Source organism: Pseudomonas sp. BE134, assembly GCF_031456105.1.
Taxonomy (GTDB): Bacteria; Pseudomonadota; Gammaproteobacteria; order Pseudomonadales; family Pseudomonadaceae; genus Aquipseudomonas.
Genome location: NZ_JAVDUA010000032.1, coordinates 54,153 through 70,045 on the forward strand (window position 1 = coordinate 54,153; position 15,893 = coordinate 70,045).

General features: G+C 60.0%; 11 protein-coding genes. 2 read left to right on the plus strand and 9 right to left on the minus strand.

Features of this window, described 5'->3' with window-relative positions; all coding sequences use genetic code 11:
- Nucleotides 1-111: 111 nt before the first annotated feature.
- The 9 genes from J2Y56_RS23530 to leuC form a co-directional block, all read right to left on the minus strand.
- Nucleotides 112-735 carry a phosphoribosylanthranilate isomerase gene (locus tag J2Y56_RS23530; RefSeq protein ID WP_007944108.1) on the minus strand — a complete coding sequence of 208 codons (624 nt, stop codon included), beginning with the start codon at nucleotides 733-735 and terminating at the stop codon, nucleotides 112-114.
- 63 nt (nucleotides 736-798) lie between these two features.
- A complete protein-coding gene (gene truA, locus J2Y56_RS23535) occupies nucleotides 799-1,623 on the minus strand; it encodes a tRNA pseudouridine(38-40) synthase TruA (RefSeq protein WP_033048943.1) in 825 nt (274 codons plus the stop codon).
- Between the two features lie 255 nt (nucleotides 1,624-1,878).
- Entirely contained in the window at nucleotides 1,879-4,494 is a 2,616-nt protein-coding gene (locus J2Y56_RS23540; RefSeq protein WP_310352990.1) for a FimV/HubP family polar landmark protein, read from the minus strand.
- 210 nt (nucleotides 4,495-4,704) lie between these two features.
- Nucleotides 4,705-5,715, minus strand: a complete 1,011-nt coding sequence (locus J2Y56_RS23545) for an aspartate-semialdehyde dehydrogenase (RefSeq protein WP_310352991.1) — start codon at nucleotides 5,713-5,715, stop codon at nucleotides 4,705-4,707.
- A gap of 247 nt (nucleotides 5,716-5,962) precedes the next feature.
- Entirely contained in the window at nucleotides 5,963-7,075 is a 1,113-nt protein-coding gene (gene asd, locus J2Y56_RS23550) for an aspartate-semialdehyde dehydrogenase (RefSeq protein WP_007944112.1), read from the minus strand.
- Nucleotides 7,076-7,144: 69 nt separating this feature from the next.
- Nucleotides 7,145-8,227, minus strand: a complete 1,083-nt coding sequence (gene leuB, locus J2Y56_RS23555) for a 3-isopropylmalate dehydrogenase (protein WP_123434394.1) — start codon at nucleotides 8,225-8,227, stop codon at nucleotides 7,145-7,147.
- Nucleotides 8,228-8,293: 66 nt separating this feature from the next.
- Complete coding sequence (locus tag J2Y56_RS23560) at nucleotides 8,294-9,061, minus strand: class I SAM-dependent methyltransferase (RefSeq protein WP_310352993.1); 768 nt, start codon at nucleotides 9,059-9,061, stop codon at nucleotides 8,294-8,296.
- Between the two features lie 155 nt (nucleotides 9,062-9,216).
- Nucleotides 9,217-9,861 (minus strand): 3-isopropylmalate dehydratase small subunit, encoded by a 645-nt coding sequence (gene leuD / locus J2Y56_RS23565; protein ID WP_007944116.1) that lies wholly within the window; start codon nucleotides 9,859-9,861, stop codon nucleotides 9,217-9,219.
- Nucleotides 9,862-9,872: 11 nt separating this feature from the next.
- Nucleotides 9,873-11,291 carry a 3-isopropylmalate dehydratase large subunit gene (leuC, locus tag J2Y56_RS23570; protein WP_007944117.1) on the minus strand — a complete coding sequence of 473 codons (1,419 nt, stop codon included), beginning with the start codon at nucleotides 11,289-11,291 and terminating at the stop codon, nucleotides 9,873-9,875.
- 141 nt (nucleotides 11,292-11,432) lie between these two features.
- On the opposite strand from leuC, the gene J2Y56_RS23575 reads away from it, so the two are divergent.
- Both J2Y56_RS23575 and J2Y56_RS23580 read left to right on the plus strand, forming a co-directional pair.
- Nucleotides 11,433-12,323: a LysR family transcriptional regulator gene (locus J2Y56_RS23575; RefSeq protein ID WP_310337532.1), complete on the plus strand. Its 891-nt coding sequence runs from the start codon at nucleotides 11,433-11,435 to the stop codon at nucleotides 12,321-12,323.
- Between the two features lie 68 nt (nucleotides 12,324-12,391).
- On the plus strand, nucleotides 12,392-15,670 hold the full coding sequence (locus J2Y56_RS23580) for a PAS domain S-box protein (protein ID WP_310352996.1): 3,279 nt from the start codon (nucleotides 12,392-12,394) through the stop codon (nucleotides 15,668-15,670).
- Nucleotides 15,671-15,893: the final 223 nt, after the last annotated feature.

Consider the following 15,893-nt stretch of genomic DNA (forward strand, 5'->3'; position numbering starts at 1 on the left):
AAATTCATATGTGTGGCGATGATTGATCGGGTGGCCGGGTCAGCTAAAGCGACCTGCGTACAACCCATAAATCCTCAGCCATGCCTGTGGACGGCGGCAGTCTGCCAGCCGTCACATCAAGGTATGTACCGCCTTGATGAATGCCTGAATCTTTGCGTGATCCTTGATGCCCTTGCTCGCCTCTACCCCACCACTGACATCCACGGCATACGGCCGGACCCGGGCAATCGCCCCGGCGACGTTATCGGGGGTCAAACCGCCCGCCAGAATGATCGGCTTGCTCAAGCCTTGTGGTATCAGAGACCAGTCGAATGCTTCGCCAGTTCCGCCCGGTACACCTTCTACATAGGCGTCGAGCAGGATGCCGCTGGCGCTGGGAAACGCATCGCAGGCTGCCGCAATGTCATCACCCGCCTTGACCCGCAACGCCTTGATGTACGGCCGGTGCCAGCCTTCACACTCGGCGGCCGTTTCGTCACCATGGAACTGCAGCAAGTCCAGCGGCACGGCATCGAGCAACTCGCCCAGCTCGCAACGACTGGCATTGACGAACAACCCCACGGTGGTGACGAACGGCGGCAGCGCCTTGATGATGTCGCGCGCCTGCTGAAACGTCACGGCCCGGGGGCTTTTGGCGTAGAACACAAACCCGATGGCATCGGCCCCGGCCTCGACCGCCGCCAACGCATCTTCTATGCGGGTGATCCCGCAAATCTTGCTGCGAACGGCTGACATGTCGATAAATCCTCAGCGTAAATCCCGGAAAGTCCCGGATGGTAACAAATGCGTTCGAGGGCGTCAGCCGTCAAGTTCCGTGAAACCGGTCAGGAAGTGTGGGCCAATGTAACGCTCGGGCAATTGGAACTCATCGCGATACTCGACCTGCACCAGATACAGGCCGAACGGATGCGCCGTCACACCGCCGGAACGGCGAATGCGGCTTTCCAACACCTCTTTCATCCATTCCACCGGTCGCTCGCCGGTACCGATGGTCATCAGCACACCGGCAATGTTGCGCACCATGTGGTGCAGGAACGCACTGGCGCGGATGTCCAGCACGATCATCTTGCCGTGACGCGTGACGCGCAGGTGATGCAATTCCTTGATCGGCGATTTCGCCTGGCACTGCCCGGCGCGGAACGCACTGAAATCATGGGTTCCCACCAGGTACTGCGCCGCTTCGGCCATACGTTCGACGTCCAGCGGGCGGTGATTCCAGGTGATTTCTTCGTTGAGGTGCGCCGGACGAATCTGATCGTTGTAGATCACATAGCGGTAGCGCCGCGCAATGGCTTTGAACCGCGCATGAAAATGCGCCGGCATGACCTTGGCCCAACTGACGCTGACGTCGTGGGGCAAATTGATATTGGCGCCCATGACCCAGGCCTTCATCGAACGCTCGACCTGCGTATCGAAATGCACCACCTGGCCACACGCATGAACACCGGCGTCCGTTCGTCCGGCGCACAGCAACGATACCGGCGAATCGGCGACTTTGGACAAAGCTTTCTCAAGGGTTTCCTGCACGGTGAGCACGCCGGAGGCCTGGCGTTGCCAGCCACGGTATCGCGAGCCTTTGTATTCAACGCCCAATGCGATCCGGAAAAAGCCCTCGGCCGCCATTTCGGCAGCCGGATTATCTATATTTGCCAAGGGGTGACAGCCTGCTGATGTGCGCAAAGGCGGGCATTATAAGGCCGATGGACCGGGATGCCAGAGGCCTGTGTCTTTTGTTGATTGCCCCCCCACATTGAAATGCATACCCCTGTGGGAGTGAGCCCGCTCGCGATGGCATTAGACAGAACACCGCCGACTCACCGCGAAAACAAAAACGGCAGCCTCAATGGGCTGCCGTTTTGTTTACTGCCGAGGGATCACTCAAGCCAGATGCGAAAGCATTTCCTTGGCTTCTGTCCTTTGCCCGTCATCGCCCTCGGTCAGCACCTCTTTGAGAATGTCCCGAGCACCGTCGTTGTCGCCCATGTCGATGTAGGCCTGGGCCAGATCGAGCTTGGTCGCGACTTCATCCGTACCTGAGAGGAAGTCGAAGTCCGGCTCGTCAGCCGCCGAAGCCATGGCGTCTTCTGCGGTAAAACTCGGCTCGCCAATGCTCTGGGACAAACGATCCAGTTCGGCGTTGACGTCATCCAGCTCAGCTTCAAAGTCGTCCGGAATGTCAGCAACCCGAGGCTCGGTCGGAATCACGTCCATTTCATCAGCCAGCGACAGATCAAAATCGGCAGGCAGCTCCAGATCGTCTTGTAGCACTTCAGGCACGACAGGCAAATCCTTCACGCCTTCGTCCAGATCCAGCAAGAAGTCGTCTTCAGCGAGGATGGCCGGTGACGGCTCTGCGCCCAGATCCATATCCAGATCGAAATCCGCCAGGTCGTCGAGGTTTTCCTTGATTTCGGTTTGCTGCTGCAACACCGATTCAAAGCTCAAATCGTCATCCAGCGGGAACTCGTCCAGTTCGGTCGACGTGTCTGCCTCTGGCGCAACCGCAGCCGGCGAAGCGGCTTCCAGATCGTCCAGGCTCAAGTCGAACGCGCTGTCGAAGTCGTCATCGGCAGGCGCCGGGGCTTGCGGCTCGTCCAGCAGCAGGTCTTTGACGTACTGAGCGTCCAGTTCTGCGGCAATGGCCGCAGCGCCCAGACCACTTGCAGCGACCACGACCATGGCCGGAAAGCGCGCCTTGAGTTTTTCGACCTGGGCGAAGTTGTCGCCGTTGGCGACCAGCTGGCGCTCCTGGCCCACGAACGCATCACGATCGCCCTGCTGACCGTAAACCTCCATCAGCTTCAAACGTAGCTCACTGCGTTGTGGTTCTTGCTTGATGCCGTCTTCCAGCAACGCGGCAGCCTGGTTCAGGCGACCGGCCGTGATGTGCGACTGCGCTTTGCTCAAGACATCCTCATCACGCTCGGCGGCAGGTGACACCAGGGGCGCCGCTATTGGCGCAGTCACTACAACCGGCGCAATCACGGGTGCTGGCGCTGGCGCAGGTGCTGGAGCCGGCGCAGTGGCGAGTTTTACGCTCGGAGGTGGCACTTCCAGGCCGTCGAAGCTGGTTTCCGGCAGGTCGCTGTCAAAGGAAAAATCCTGCCCTTCGGACAAGGCACGGGCCATGCGCAGGTGCTTCTCGGCTTCTTGCTGAGCTTTGCGGCGACGTGCCAGCAACAGCAGCAAGAGCGCCAGAACCACCGCACCGCCACCGATCAATCCCACCAGGATCGGGTTGGACAGCAGCTCGTTGAATTTCTGGTCGTCGGAGACCGCCGGTGCTGGCTCGGTTGTCGGGTCGACAGGCGCCGCGGCTGCTTCTGGCGCCGGTGCTGCCGGAGCCGGTGCTGCGTCAGCCGGAGCCGTCGCAGGGTTGGCGGCCAACTCAGCCGATAGAGCCGGAGCAGCCGTTGCAGCAGGTGCTCCCGCCGCCCCTTCGGCCTGCAACTTGGCCAATTGATTGTTCTTCAGTTCGATCAGGCGTTGCAGCTTGTCCATCTGACTTTGCAAATCAGTCACACGGCTTTTCAGTTCAGCGTTGTCACGACGCGTCGTGTCGAGGCTTTCCTGGGTAACGGCCAGCTTGTTGCTCAGGTTCTTGGCATCGCCCGCAGCCCCTTTACCACCCGCCTTGCCGGATTCGGCCGAGACCAGACTCAGTTTGTCCTTGGCGTCTTGTGCAGTACCGGCGTCAGCGTTACCACGCTTGGTGGCATCGAGTTGTTGCTGGCCGGTGCCTGGTTTCGCTACATAACGACGACCCTGGCGCCACGCGGTGTTCTGGGCGGCCACTTCAGCGATTGCCTTGGGGTGTGGCAGGTTGGTGGCTTGCGCCTGATCCGGCAGGCGCAGCACCTGACCGGTTTTCAGGCGGTTGATGTTGCCGTCGATAAAGGCATCCGGGTTCAACGCCTGAATGGCCAGCATGGTTTGCTGAATCGAGCCACCGTTGCGCGCCTTCGCGGCGATTTCCCACAGGGTATCGCGTGGCGTGGTGGTGTGCTGAGTCGGCTGGGTGGCACCGGTCACAGGGGCCGTGACGGTCTGGGTCGGCGCTGGCTGCGCAGCCGCTTCAGCGGTCTGCGGCGAGAATTTGGACGGGTCGAGCAGCACGCTGTAATCGCGCAACAGGCGACCGTTTGGCCACATCACCTGGACCAGGAATTTCACCATCGGTTCGGACAGTGGTTTGCTGGAAGTCACCCGCAGGATGCTTTTGCCACTGGCGTTGAGCACCGGTGTGAAGGTCAGGTCATTGAGAAATGCCTGGCGGTCGACACCGGCCTTGGCGAAGTCTTCGGGTGAGGCCAGGCTCGGTACCACTTCGGCAACCGTGAGGTCCTTGACGTCAAGCAGCTCGATTTCCGCCACCAAGGGTTGGTTCAGCGTCGACTTCAGGGTCAGCTCCCCGAGCCCGAGGGCATGTGCCATGCCGGAGGACAGCGCCGAGGCGGCCGCAATTGCTAACACCAGTTTGCGAACTTGAACCATAGCCTCATCCTTTGTTTGAACATTCCTCGGCCAGCGAGAAGGTCTTGATAGTCGCTGCCGTAAGGCATTGCGCGCGGCGTCGACGTGTCATCGCGCGCGATCATTTCTTGCAGCCCCCCGCAAAGCCCCACTGGGTGGCTTTCCTGCAGCACTGCGGCCAAGCCTGACGCTTGCCCTGGAACCATTGTGCGAATTGTTGCCAAGTATCTTTTACAGCAGGTCTTTTATCAACAATTCAGCCACTTGCACAGCATTGAGCGCGGCGCCTTTGCGTACGTTATCTGACGTCAGCCACACGTTAAGTTCCGACAGGTCGTCGATACCGCTGCGAACCCGACCAACGTACACAACGTCCTGCCCCACCGCATCGCCCACTGCGGTCGGATAATCGCCGGCCTCGACCAGTTCGATACCGGGCGCATCTTCCAGCGCCGCGTTGACTTTCGCCAGGTCGACAGCACTCGCAGACTGCAACGTCACACTAAAGCTATCGCCAAAAAACACCGGGGCTTGAATACAAGTGACGGAAATCTTCAATGACGGCAGCGCCAACACCTGCCGCAACTCACGCACCAGGCGTTTTTCCAGCAGCGTATGGCCTTGCTCATCCGGCTTGCCGACCTGAGCCAGCAGGTTGAACGCCATTTGCCGATCGAAGAATGTCGGCTCCAGCGGACGCACGTTCAGCAACTCGGCGGTTTGCCGAGCCAGCTCCGTCACTGCTTCGCGCCCTTGGGCGGAGACCGCCAGGCTGGCGGTTACGTTGACCCGCTGCAGGTCGATCACCCCAAGCAACGGCGCCAGCACCACCGCCAGGGTGGTGGCCGACGGGCTCGGGCTGCTGACCTGGAAGGGTTTTTTCAAGCTGGCCAAAACGTCGGCATTGGCTTCCGGCACCACTTGCGGCGCCTGATCGGCGGTCAAAGCGCCAGACAGGTCGATCAACGAACAACCGGCGGCGCTAGCGCGCGAGGCGAAACTGAGGGTCACCGCCGGGCCGGCCGCGAAAAACACCAACTGGACTTTGCTGAAATCGAACTCATCGACTTCCCGCACCCGCACATTCTTGCCGCGAAACGGCACCGAATGCCCGGCCGACTCGCTGCTCGCCAGCAAGTGCAGGTTGGCGACCGGGAAGTCGCGCTCTTCAAGAATCTGCACCAGCGTTTCGCCGACAGTACCGGTGGCGCCGATCACGGCGATATCAAAGGACTGGCTCATGGTTCTACCTCAGGCGAAACGGGGGGAGCGGCACTTTACCGGGTGGGTGGCGTGCAGGCAATTCGCACCTCCCCTGATCGTTCCCACTCTCCGCGTGGGAATGCATCCCCAGACGCTCTGCGTCACATAAAGAACCGGGACGCGGAGCGTCCCAGGCGGCATTCCCACGCAGAGCGTGGGCACGATCGGAGGAATAAAAAAACCCGCACCTCTTTCAAGGCACGGGTTCTTTTATTGCTTCAATCGATCAACGCTCAAGCAGGATCCGCAGCATACGACGCAGCGGTTCGGCCGCGCCCCACAGCAGTTGGTCGCCGACGGTGAAGGCACCGACGAATTGCGACCCCATGTTCAGCTTGCGCAGACGGCCAACCGGCACGTTCAGGGTGCCGGTGACCTTGGTCGGGCTCAGCTCCTGCATGCTGATGTCGCGGTTGTTCGGCACCAGTTTCACCCAAGGGTTGTGCTGGCTGATCAGCCCTTCGATATCGGCAATCGGCACGTCTTTGTTCAGTTTGATGGTCAGCGCCTGGCTGTGGCAGCGCATGGCGCCGATGCGCACGCAGATGCCATCGACCGGGATCGGGCTCTTGAAGCGACCGAGGATCTTGTTGGTCTCGGCCTGGGCCTTCCACTCTTCGCGGCTCTGACCGTTCGGCAGTTCCTTGTCGATCCACGGGATCAGGCTGCCGGCCAGCGGTACGCCGAAGTTTTCGGTCGGGTACGCTTCACTGCGCATGGCTTCGGCCACACGACGGTCGATGTCGAGGATGGCGCTGGCCGGGTCAGCCAGTTGATCGGCGACAGCGGCGTGGGTCGCGCCCATTTGCTTGATCAGTTCACGCATATTCTGCGCGCCCGCACCGGAGGCCGCCTGATAGGTCATGGCGCTCATCCACTCGACCAGACCGGCTTCGAACAGACCGCCCAAGCCCATCAGCATCAGGCTGACGGTGCAGTTGCCGCCGATGTAGTTCTTGGTGCCCGCATCCAGCTGCTGGTCGATGACCTTGCGGTTGACCGGGTCCAGGACGATGACCGCGTCATCCTGCATGCGCAGGCTGGAAGCAGCGTCGATCCAGTAACCCTGCCAGCCGGCTTCGCGCAGCTTGGGGAATACTTCGCTGGTGTAGTCGCCACCCTGGCAGGTCAGAATCACGTCGAGGGTTTTCAGCTCTTCAATGCTGTAAGCGTCCTTGAGCGGAGCAATGTCCTTGCCCACGGACGGGCCTTGGCCACCGACATTGGAAGTGGTGAAAAACACCGGCTCAATAAGATCGAAATCCTGCTCTTCCAGCATCCGCTGCATGAGCACGGAACCGACCATACCGCGCCAACCGATCAGACCTACACGTTTCATCGCAACTACACCTTCTTAAAAAAGTGGGCCGCTGCTTTCGAAGTTGAAAATGGCAGCGGGCCCGAGAGATTACAGATTCCGCAGCGCGGCGACTACTGCGTCGCCCATTTCCTGCGTACCGACTTTAGTGCAACCCGCCGACCAGATGTCGCCTGTGCGCAGGCCTTGGTCCAGCACCAGGCTCACGGCTTTCTCGATGGCATCGGCTGCCGCCTGCTGATTGAAGCTGTAACGCAACATCATCGACACCGACAAAATGGTCGCCAACGGGTTGGCAATGCCCTTGCCTGCGATGTCCGGCGCCGAACCGTGGCACGGCTCGTACATGCCCTTGTTGTTGGTGTCCAGGGACGCCGACGGCAGCATGCCAATGGAACCGGTGAGCATCGAAGCCTGGTCGGACAGGATGTCGCCGAACATGTTGTCGGTGACGATCACGTCGAACTGCTTCGGTGCACGCACCAGTTGCATGGCGGCGTTGTCGACGTACATGTGGCTCAGTTCGACTTGCGGGTAATCCTTGGCCACTTCCTCGACGATTTCACGCCACAGCTGGCTGGACGCCAACACGTTCGCCTTGTCCACCGAGCACAGTTTCTTGCCGCGCACCATGGCCATGTCGAAACCGACGCGGGCAATGCGGCGGATTTCGCTCTCGCTGTACGGCAGGGTGTCGTAGGACTGACGCTCGCCATTTTCCAGGGTACGGGTGCCACGTGGCGCGCCGAAGTAGATACCGCCGGTCAGTTCACGGACGATCAGGATGTCCAGGCCCGCCACGATTTCCGGCTTGAGGCTGGAAGCCTCGGCCAGTTGCGGGTACAGGATCGCCGGACGCAGGTTGCCGAACAGGCCCAGTTGCGCACGGATTTTCAGCAGACCGCGCTCAGGGCGGATGTCACGCTCGATGGTGTCCCATTTCGGGCCGCCCACGGCGCCCAGCAGCACAGCGTCGGCTGCGCGGGCACGCTCCAGGGTTTCGTCGGCCAATGGCACGCCGTGCTTGTCGATGGCCGCGCCGCCGATCACGTCGTGGCTCAGTTCGAAGCCCAGGCTGTACTTGTCGCTGGCCAGCTCCAGCACCTTGACCGCTTCGGCCATGATTTCCGGGCCAATACCGTCACCTGGGAGAATCAGAATCTGCTTGCTCATGCTTTCCTCATGTCATCAGTCGGTGCGCCCCAGGGGCACACCCGGAAAAATTCTATCGATCGGTGGCTATCTTTCTACAAACAGCACCAGCACATCGGTACTGAACGACCCGTCGGCTTCAATCTCAAAATATTCGCGAACTTCATTGCCCATCGACTGCTGCAACTCGCGAATGGCTGCGCGCATCACTTCAGGTGTGCGCATGCGCTCAACCCAGCTGTTGTACTCCAGGCGCAACCGCTGGCGCGTGGTGCTGCGGGTATGCAACCCCGCTTCACTGACCTGACGCAACCACTCGCCGGCGGAATAATCGCGCACATGGCTGGTGTCGCGCAGCACTTCGACGCTTTGCAGGTAAGTGTCGAACAACGGACTGCCCGGTGACAACACATCGATGAACGCCGCCACGCCACCCGGCTTCAGCACCCGACGAACTTCCCGCAGCGCCAGACCGAGATCGCTCCAATGGTGCGCCGAATATCGGCTGAACACGAAGTCGAACTCGCCATCGGCGAACGGCAGGCGCTCCGCGGCACCAAGGACCGTCGATACGTTGCTCAAGCCACGTTCCACGGCAGCACCGGCCACCACGTCGAGCATCTGTTGGGACAGGTCGTAGGCCACCACTTCCTTGACCAGCGAAGCCACGTGAAAACTCACATGGCCGGCGCCGCAGCCCAGATCCAGTACTCGGGCATCGCCCTGCCCGGCCACTTCGGCCTGTAGCAACGCAAACTCGGTGCCTTGAGCGTGAACGGCACTGCTCAGGTAGGCCGAGGCTTGTTCACCGAATTGCTTTTGGACGACCTGGGTGTGCCGGGCGGTGCTGGTCATGGGGACTTCCTTTTGGGGTGAGTCTTGGGGTGTCTCCACTGCCGCCATCGCTGGCAGGCCAGCTCCCACAGGGGATTTGTGTACTCCATAGATCCAATGTGGGAGCTAGCCTGCTAGCGATGAGGCCAGAGTGGCCTACATCAATCTCGGATCAATCAGGCGTCGCGAAACAACCAAGGCTGACTCGCACGATGCTTGGCTTCAAATGTCGCAATCGCCTCATGGTCCTGCAACGTCAGGCCAATGTCGTCCAGACCGTTCAACAGGCAGTGTTTGCGAAACGCGTCAATCTCAAAGTTCAGCACCTTGCCGTCCGGGCGGGTCACGGTCTGGGCTTGCAGATCAACCTGCAACTGGTAGCCAGGATTCGCTTCAACCTGCTGGAACAGCTCATCCACTTCAGCGTCGCTCAAGATGATTGGCAGCAAGCCGTTCTTGAAGCTGTTGTTGAAGAAGATGTCGGCGTAGCTCGGCGCGATGATGCTGCGGAAACCGTATTCTTCCAGCGCCCATGGCGCGTGTTCACGGCTGGAGCCGCAACCGAAGTTCTCGCGGGCCAGCAACACGCTGGCGCCTTGATAACGTTCGGCGTTGAGGACGAAGTCCTTGTTCAGCGGGCGCTTGGAGTTGTCCTGATACGGCTGCCCCACATCCAGATAACGCCATTCATCGAACAGGTTCGGGCCAAAACCCGTGCGCTTGATCGATTTCAAGAACTGCTTCGGAATGATCTGATCGGTATCGACGTTGGCACGATCCAAAGGCGCGACAAGACCAGTGTGCTGGGTAAAAGCTTTCATGCTGCGCTCCTTTAGATCAATTCACGGACGTCGATGAAACGACCGTTTACAGCAGCGGCGGCGGCCATCGCCGGGCTGACGAGGTGAGTACGACCACCGGCGCCCTGACGGCCTTCGAAATTGCGGTTGGAGGTCGAGGCGCAATGCTCGCCCGACTCCAAACGGTCCGGGTTCATCGCCAGGCACATCGAGCAACCCGGCTCACGCCATTCAAAACCGGCTTCGAGGAAAATCTTGTCCAGCCCTTCCGCTTCAGCCTGCGCCTTCACCAGACCCGAGCCCGGCACGACGATGGCCTGCTTGATGGTCGACGCGACTTTGCGGCCCTTGGCGATCACGGCAGCAGCGCGCAAGTCTTCGATCCGCGAGTTGGTGCAGGAGCCGATAAACACGCGATCGAGCTGAATGTCGGTGATCGCCTGATTGGCGGTCAAACCCATGTACTTCAAGGCGCGCACGATTGAGTCACGCTTGACCAGGTCCATTTCCTTCGCAGGATCCGGAACGTTCTGATCGACCGCCAACACCATCTCAGGCGAAGTGCCCCAGCTGACTTGCGGCTTGATCTGGGTAGCGTCGAGCTCAACGACAGTGTCAAACGTGGCGTCTTTATCCGACACCAAGTCTTTCCACGCCTCGACGGCCAAGTCCCATTCCGCGCCTTTCGGAGCGAATGGACGGCCCTTCACGTAGGCCACGGTTTTTTCGTCCGCCGCCACCAGACCAACGCGTGCGCCAGCCTCGATGGACATGTTGCAAATAGTCATGCGGCCTTCAACGGACAAGTCACGAATCGCGCTACCGGCAAATTCGATGGCATGGCCGTTACCGCCAGCGGTGCCGATTTTGCCGATCACAGCGAGGACGATGTCCTTGGCCGTCACGCCGAACGGCAATTGGCCTTCGACCGACACCAGCATATTCTTCATTTTCTTGGCGACCAGGCACTGAGTGGCGAGCACGTGCTCGACCTCGGAGGTGCCGATACCGTGAGCCAGGGCACCGAAGGCACCGTGGGTCGAGGTATGGGAGTCGCCGCAGACCACGGTCATGCCCGGCAAGGTCGCGCCCTGCTCCGGGCCGATGACGTGGACGATGCCTTGGCGAATGTCGTTCATCTTGAATTCGACGATGCCGTATTCATCACAGTTGTCATCGAGGGTCTGAACCTGCAAACGCGAGACCTGGTCGACAATGGCTTCGATGCCGCCCTTGCGCTCCGGTGTGGTCGGTACGTTGTGGTCCGGGGTCGCGATATTGGCATCGATCCGCCAAGGCTTGCGCCCGGCCAGACGCAGGCCTTCAAAGGCTTGCGGCGAAGTCACTTCGTGAATGATGTGACGATCGATATAAATCAGCGCCGAGCCATCGTCGCGCTGTTTGACCAAGTGCGAATCCCAGAGCTTGTCGTAGAGCGTTTTGCCGGCCATCAGACGGTTCCTCATCAGCTTGTTTCTATGCCCTGGGTTATTTCAATAACCCTTTGGCTTGTGAGGTCGATCCTAGGGGGTTACATTAAATAACTCAAATTCATATTTTTTATGCTTTGGATAACCAACTGGAATACTACGATGGATCTGGCCAACCTCAATGCCTTTATCGCGATTGCCGAGAGCGGGAGCTTCTCCGGCGCTGGCGAACGGCTGCACCTGACTCAGCCGGCGATCAGCAAACGTATCGCCGGGCTGGAGCAACAATTGAAGGTGCGGCTGTTTGATCGCCTGGGCCGTGAAGTAGGCCTGACCGAGGCCGGCCGCGCCCTGCTGCCACGGGCTTATCAGATACTGAATGTGCTGGACGACACCCGGCGAGCCCTGACCAATCTGACCGGCGAAGTGTCCGGCCGCCTGACCCTGGCCACCAGTCACCACATCGGTTTGCACCGTTTGCCACCCTTATTAAGGGAATTCACCCGGCGTTACCCACAGGTGGCGCTGGATATTCAGTTCCTCGATTCGGAAGTGGCCTACGAAGAAATCCTCCATGGCCGTGCGGAACTGGCGGTGATTACGTTGGCGCCAGAGCCGCACACGCTGGTCAAGGCAACGCCTGTGTGGGACGACCCGCTGGATTTCGTGGTCGCTCCAGAGCATTCGTTGATCAGCCACGGCCCGGTCAATCTGGCAGACATCGCCCTGCACCCGGCGGTTTTCCCCGGCGGCAACACCTTTACCCATCACATCGTTCAGCGGCTGTTCGAAGCGCAGGGCCTGACACCGAACATTGCCATGAGCACGAATTATCTGGAAACGATCAAGATGATGGTTTCAATAGGCTTGGCCTGGAGCGTGTTGCCGCGCACGATGCTGGATGAACAAGTTGCACGAATACCGTTGCCGGGCATACAACTGACTCGCCAGCTAGGCTATATCTTGCACACCGAAAGGACGCTATCGAATGCGGCAAGGGCGTTTATGGCTTTGCTGGATGCACAAATCGATTTGCCAGGGACTCATGGCTAACGCGTGCTACGACTATAGAGCCGCGAAACCCTGCGCTTAACGCCCATTTCCGCCAAGGCCTGTTGCCAATGTCGAAATCTGTTGACCGTATTCCGCCGATGCCGCGTATTCAGATGCTCGACCCAAAACAGACCGAGCTGAGCTGGCAAAGCGCGCCACAACTGCTCGCCGCCTTGAACGGCGCACGGCTGGGGGCCTGGTATTGGGACATCGAGCGCGGGCAGATCAGCTGGTCGCGGGGGACTCAGGCGCTGTTTGGTTTCGATCCGCACACGCCGCTACCCGAGAATCTGGAATACCTCGACTTGCTGCCACCGGAAGACCGGGAGAAAACCGTCCACGCGTTCCATGCGGTCATTGCCGGCGCGCCACTTCAACAAGCGATGCATCACCGTATCCGCTGGCCCGACGGGAGCTACCACTGGCTGGAGATCAGCGGCAGCCTGGTACCGGACCAACGCGGCCGGCCGCGCATGATTGGAGTGATTCGCGATATCACCCATCAGCGTCAGCGCGAACAAGCCCTGAGCAGCTCGGAAAAACGCTTCGCCACGCTGTTTCACCTGTGCCCGAACATGGTGTTGCTGACCCGCCAGGAAGACGGCCTGATCACCGAGGCCAACCAATACTTTGAAAGCCTGTTCGGCTGGCCACTGCAACACGCGATAGGCCGCACCACGCTGGAATTGGGCCTTTGGGTTCACCCGGAACAACGCACCGAACTGGTTACGGCCACCAAGGCCAAAGGTGGCTTGTTCAGCATGGAAGTACAATTTCGTGCCAGCAACGGGCAGATCCACAATGGCCTCCTCAGCGCACAAAAGGTTGAACTCGAAGGCCAACCGTATTTGCTGAGCACCTTCCTCGACACCACCGAAAGTAAAGTCGCCGAACAAGCCCTCAAGGACAGCCAGGAACGTCTTGACCTCGCCCTGGATTCGGCGCAGCTCGGCACCTGGGACTGGCACATTCCCAGCGGCATGCTCTATGGCTCGGCGCGGGCCGCGGAGTTGCACGGGCTGGAGGCCAAACCCTTCCATGAAGCCTTCGATGAGTTTTTCGAAGGCGTGCCCGGCGAAGAGCGCAACACCATGCGCGACGCCTATCGCAGCCTGCGCGAAGGCCCGGCCGGCAATTATCAACTGACCTACCGGGTACAACTGCCGGACGGCAGTTCGCGCTACCTGGAAAGCCGCGCCCGCCTCTACCGCGATGAAAACGGTGTACCGGTGCGCATGGCCGGCACCCTGCTGGACATCACCGATCAGGTGGAGCGCGAACAGCGACTGGTGGCTTCCGAAGAAAAATTCGCCACGCTGTTCCAGGTCAGCCCGGATCCGATTTGCGTGACAGACCAGGACACTGGCCAGTTCATCGAGATCAACTCCAGTTTCACCCAGACCTTTGGCTGGAGCGCTGCCGAAGTGATTGGCCACAGCGCCGACGAGATTGGCCTGTGGGACGCGGCGGCGCATAGCCCTCATCGGATCGAACAGATCATCCGTGAACAAGGGCTGGACAATGCCGCCATCGTCGCCCGGCACAAGGACGGGCTATCCCTGACCTGCGTGATTTCCAGCCGCCAGATCAGCGTTGGCAACCAACCTTGCATCGTCACCACCTTGCGCGATATTTCCCACCAGCAACGCTCCGAAGCGGCGCTCAAGGCCAGTGAAGAGAAGTTCGCCAAGGCGTTCCATTCAAGCCCCGACGCTATCACCATTACCGAGCGCGATACCGGGCGCTATCTGGAGGTCAACGACGGCTTCTGCCGCCTGACCGGCTACCGCGCGCAAGAAGTGATCGGTCGCACGGCGTACGAAGTGGGCATCTGGGCCGAAGAGAAACAACGTTCGGCGTTGCTGGCCGAACTGCAGTTCAAGGGCCGCGTACATCACAGGGAAATGCTCGGGCGCAATAAAGACGGGGCGTTGCTGACCGTCGAAGTCTCGGTCGAGCCGATTACCCTCAACGAAACGGCCTGCCTGTTGCTGACGGCTCGCGACGTCAGCCTGCTGAAAAACGCCGAAGCGCAGATCCGTCACCTGGCCTACCACGACCCGTTGACCAACCTGCCCAACCGCGCCTTGCTGATGGAACGCCTGAGTCAGCAAATCGCCTTGCTCAAGCACCATAACCTGCGGGGCGCGTTGCTCTTCCTGGACCTCGATCACTTCAAGCACATCAACGACTCCCTCGGTCACCCGGTCGGCGATACGGTGCTGAAAATCATCACCGCGCGACTGGAAGCCAGCGTGCGCCAGGAAGATACCGTGGCGCGGTTGGGCGGCGACGAATTTGTGGTGTTGCTCAGCGGTCTGGAAGGTTCGCGCAATGAGGTCAGTGCCGAGGTTCAGCAACTGGCCGACACGTTGCGAGAACTGCTGTCGGAACCGATGTTCCTCGATGGCCAGCGCCTGCAAGTGACGCCAAGCATTGGCATCGCGCTGATTCCGGACCACGGCTCAACCCCGACCGACCTGCTCAAACGCGCCGACATCGCGCTTTACCGCGCCAAGGACTCGGGGCGCAACACCTCGCAGATGTATCACAACGCCATGCAGAAGGCCGCCAGTGAACGCCTGCGCATGGAAACCGACCTGCGCCTGGCCCTTTCCCGGGGCGAATTTCATGTGCATTACCAACCGCAGGTCGACGCCCGGGGTAATCGCATCGTCGGCGCCGAAGCGCTGGTGCGCTGGAACCACCCGGAACTCGGGGCGCAATCCCCGGCCGAGTTCATCAAGGTGCTGGAAGACAGCGGCCTGATTGTTGAAGTCGGCACCTGGATAATCGACGAAGCCTGCGGGGCCTTCAAACAACTGGTTGCCAAAGGCCTGGTCAACCCGCTCAGTTTCAGCCTGTGCGTCAACATCAGCCCGAGGCAATTTCGCCAGGCCGATTTTGTCGAGCGCATCGAAAACTGCCTCACCAGCCATGGCCTGCCCTGTTCGCTGCTGAAACTGGAAATCACCGAGGGCATCGTCATCCAGAACCTGGAAGACACCATCAACAAAATGCGCCGCCTGAAAAAACTCGGCGTGAGTTTCGCGATGGACGACTTCGGCACCGGCTATTCCTCACTGACCCACCTCAAGCGCTTGCCGGTCGACACCCTGAAAATCGATCAGTCGTTCATTCGCGACGCGACCACTGATCCGAACGATGCCGAGATCATCCGTGCGATTGTCGCCATGGCTCGCAGCCTGGAACTGAAAGTGATTGCCGAAGGCGTGGAAACGCCGGAGCAACTGGAGTTTTTGCAGGGGCTGGGCTGCGATTTTTATCAGGGGTATCTACATAGCCGGCCGTTGCCGATGGAAGAGTTTCAAAAACTCCTGAAATAACACGGTTTTTGTAGCAGCCGTCGTAAAACTGCTTCGCAGCCGGACGCAGCCTCGCGGTGCTCGACAGCTGCTACGCGGAATGTGCTGGGGGATTTGTAGCAGCTGACGAGCACCGCGAGGCTGCGTCTGGGATTTGCCTGAAAAAACGCGATTGCCCGGCGAGGTTCAAGACGGTATCTACAGGGGTTTGCGTTATGTTTGGATTTGCGGACACGAACGACAA

What these genes read in the sequence shown, in the direction of transcription:
- J2Y56_RS23575 (WP_310337532.1), top strand. Translation starts at nt 11,433, where the DNA reads ATGGATCTGGCCAACCTCAATGCCTTTATCGCGATTGCCGAGAGCGGG.
- J2Y56_RS23540 (WP_310352990.1), bottom strand. Translation starts at nt 4,494, where the DNA reads ATGGTTCAAGTTCGCAAACTGGTGTTAGCAATTGCGGCCGCCTCGGCG.
- leuB (WP_123434394.1), bottom strand. Translation starts at nt 8,227, where the DNA reads ATGAGCAAGCAGATTCTGATTCTCCCAGGTGACGGTATTGGCCCGGAA.
- J2Y56_RS23545 (WP_310352991.1), bottom strand. Translation starts at nt 5,715, where the DNA reads ATGAGCCAGTCCTTTGATATCGCCGTGATCGGCGCCACCGGTACTGTC.
- J2Y56_RS23530 (WP_007944108.1), bottom strand. Translation starts at nt 735, where the DNA reads ATGTCAGCCGTTCGCAGCAAGATTTGCGGGATCACCCGCATAGAAGAT.
- leuD (WP_007944116.1), bottom strand. Translation starts at nt 9,861, where the DNA reads ATGAAAGCTTTTACCCAGCACACTGGTCTTGTCGCGCCTTTGGATCGT.
- J2Y56_RS23560 (WP_310352993.1), bottom strand. Translation starts at nt 9,061, where the DNA reads ATGACCAGCACCGCCCGGCACACCCAGGTCGTCCAAAAGCAATTCGGT.
- truA (WP_033048943.1), bottom strand. Translation starts at nt 1,623, where the DNA reads ATGGCGGCCGAGGGCTTTTTCCGGATCGCATTGGGCGTTGAATACAAA.
- asd (WP_007944112.1), bottom strand. Translation starts at nt 7,075, where the DNA reads ATGAAACGTGTAGGTCTGATCGGTTGGCGCGGTATGGTCGGTTCCGTG.
- J2Y56_RS23580 (WP_310352996.1), top strand. Translation starts at nt 12,392, where the DNA reads ATGTCGAAATCTGTTGACCGTATTCCGCCGATGCCGCGTATTCAGATG.
- leuC (WP_007944117.1), bottom strand. Translation starts at nt 11,291, where the DNA reads ATGGCCGGCAAAACGCTCTACGACAAGCTCTGGGATTCGCACTTGGTC.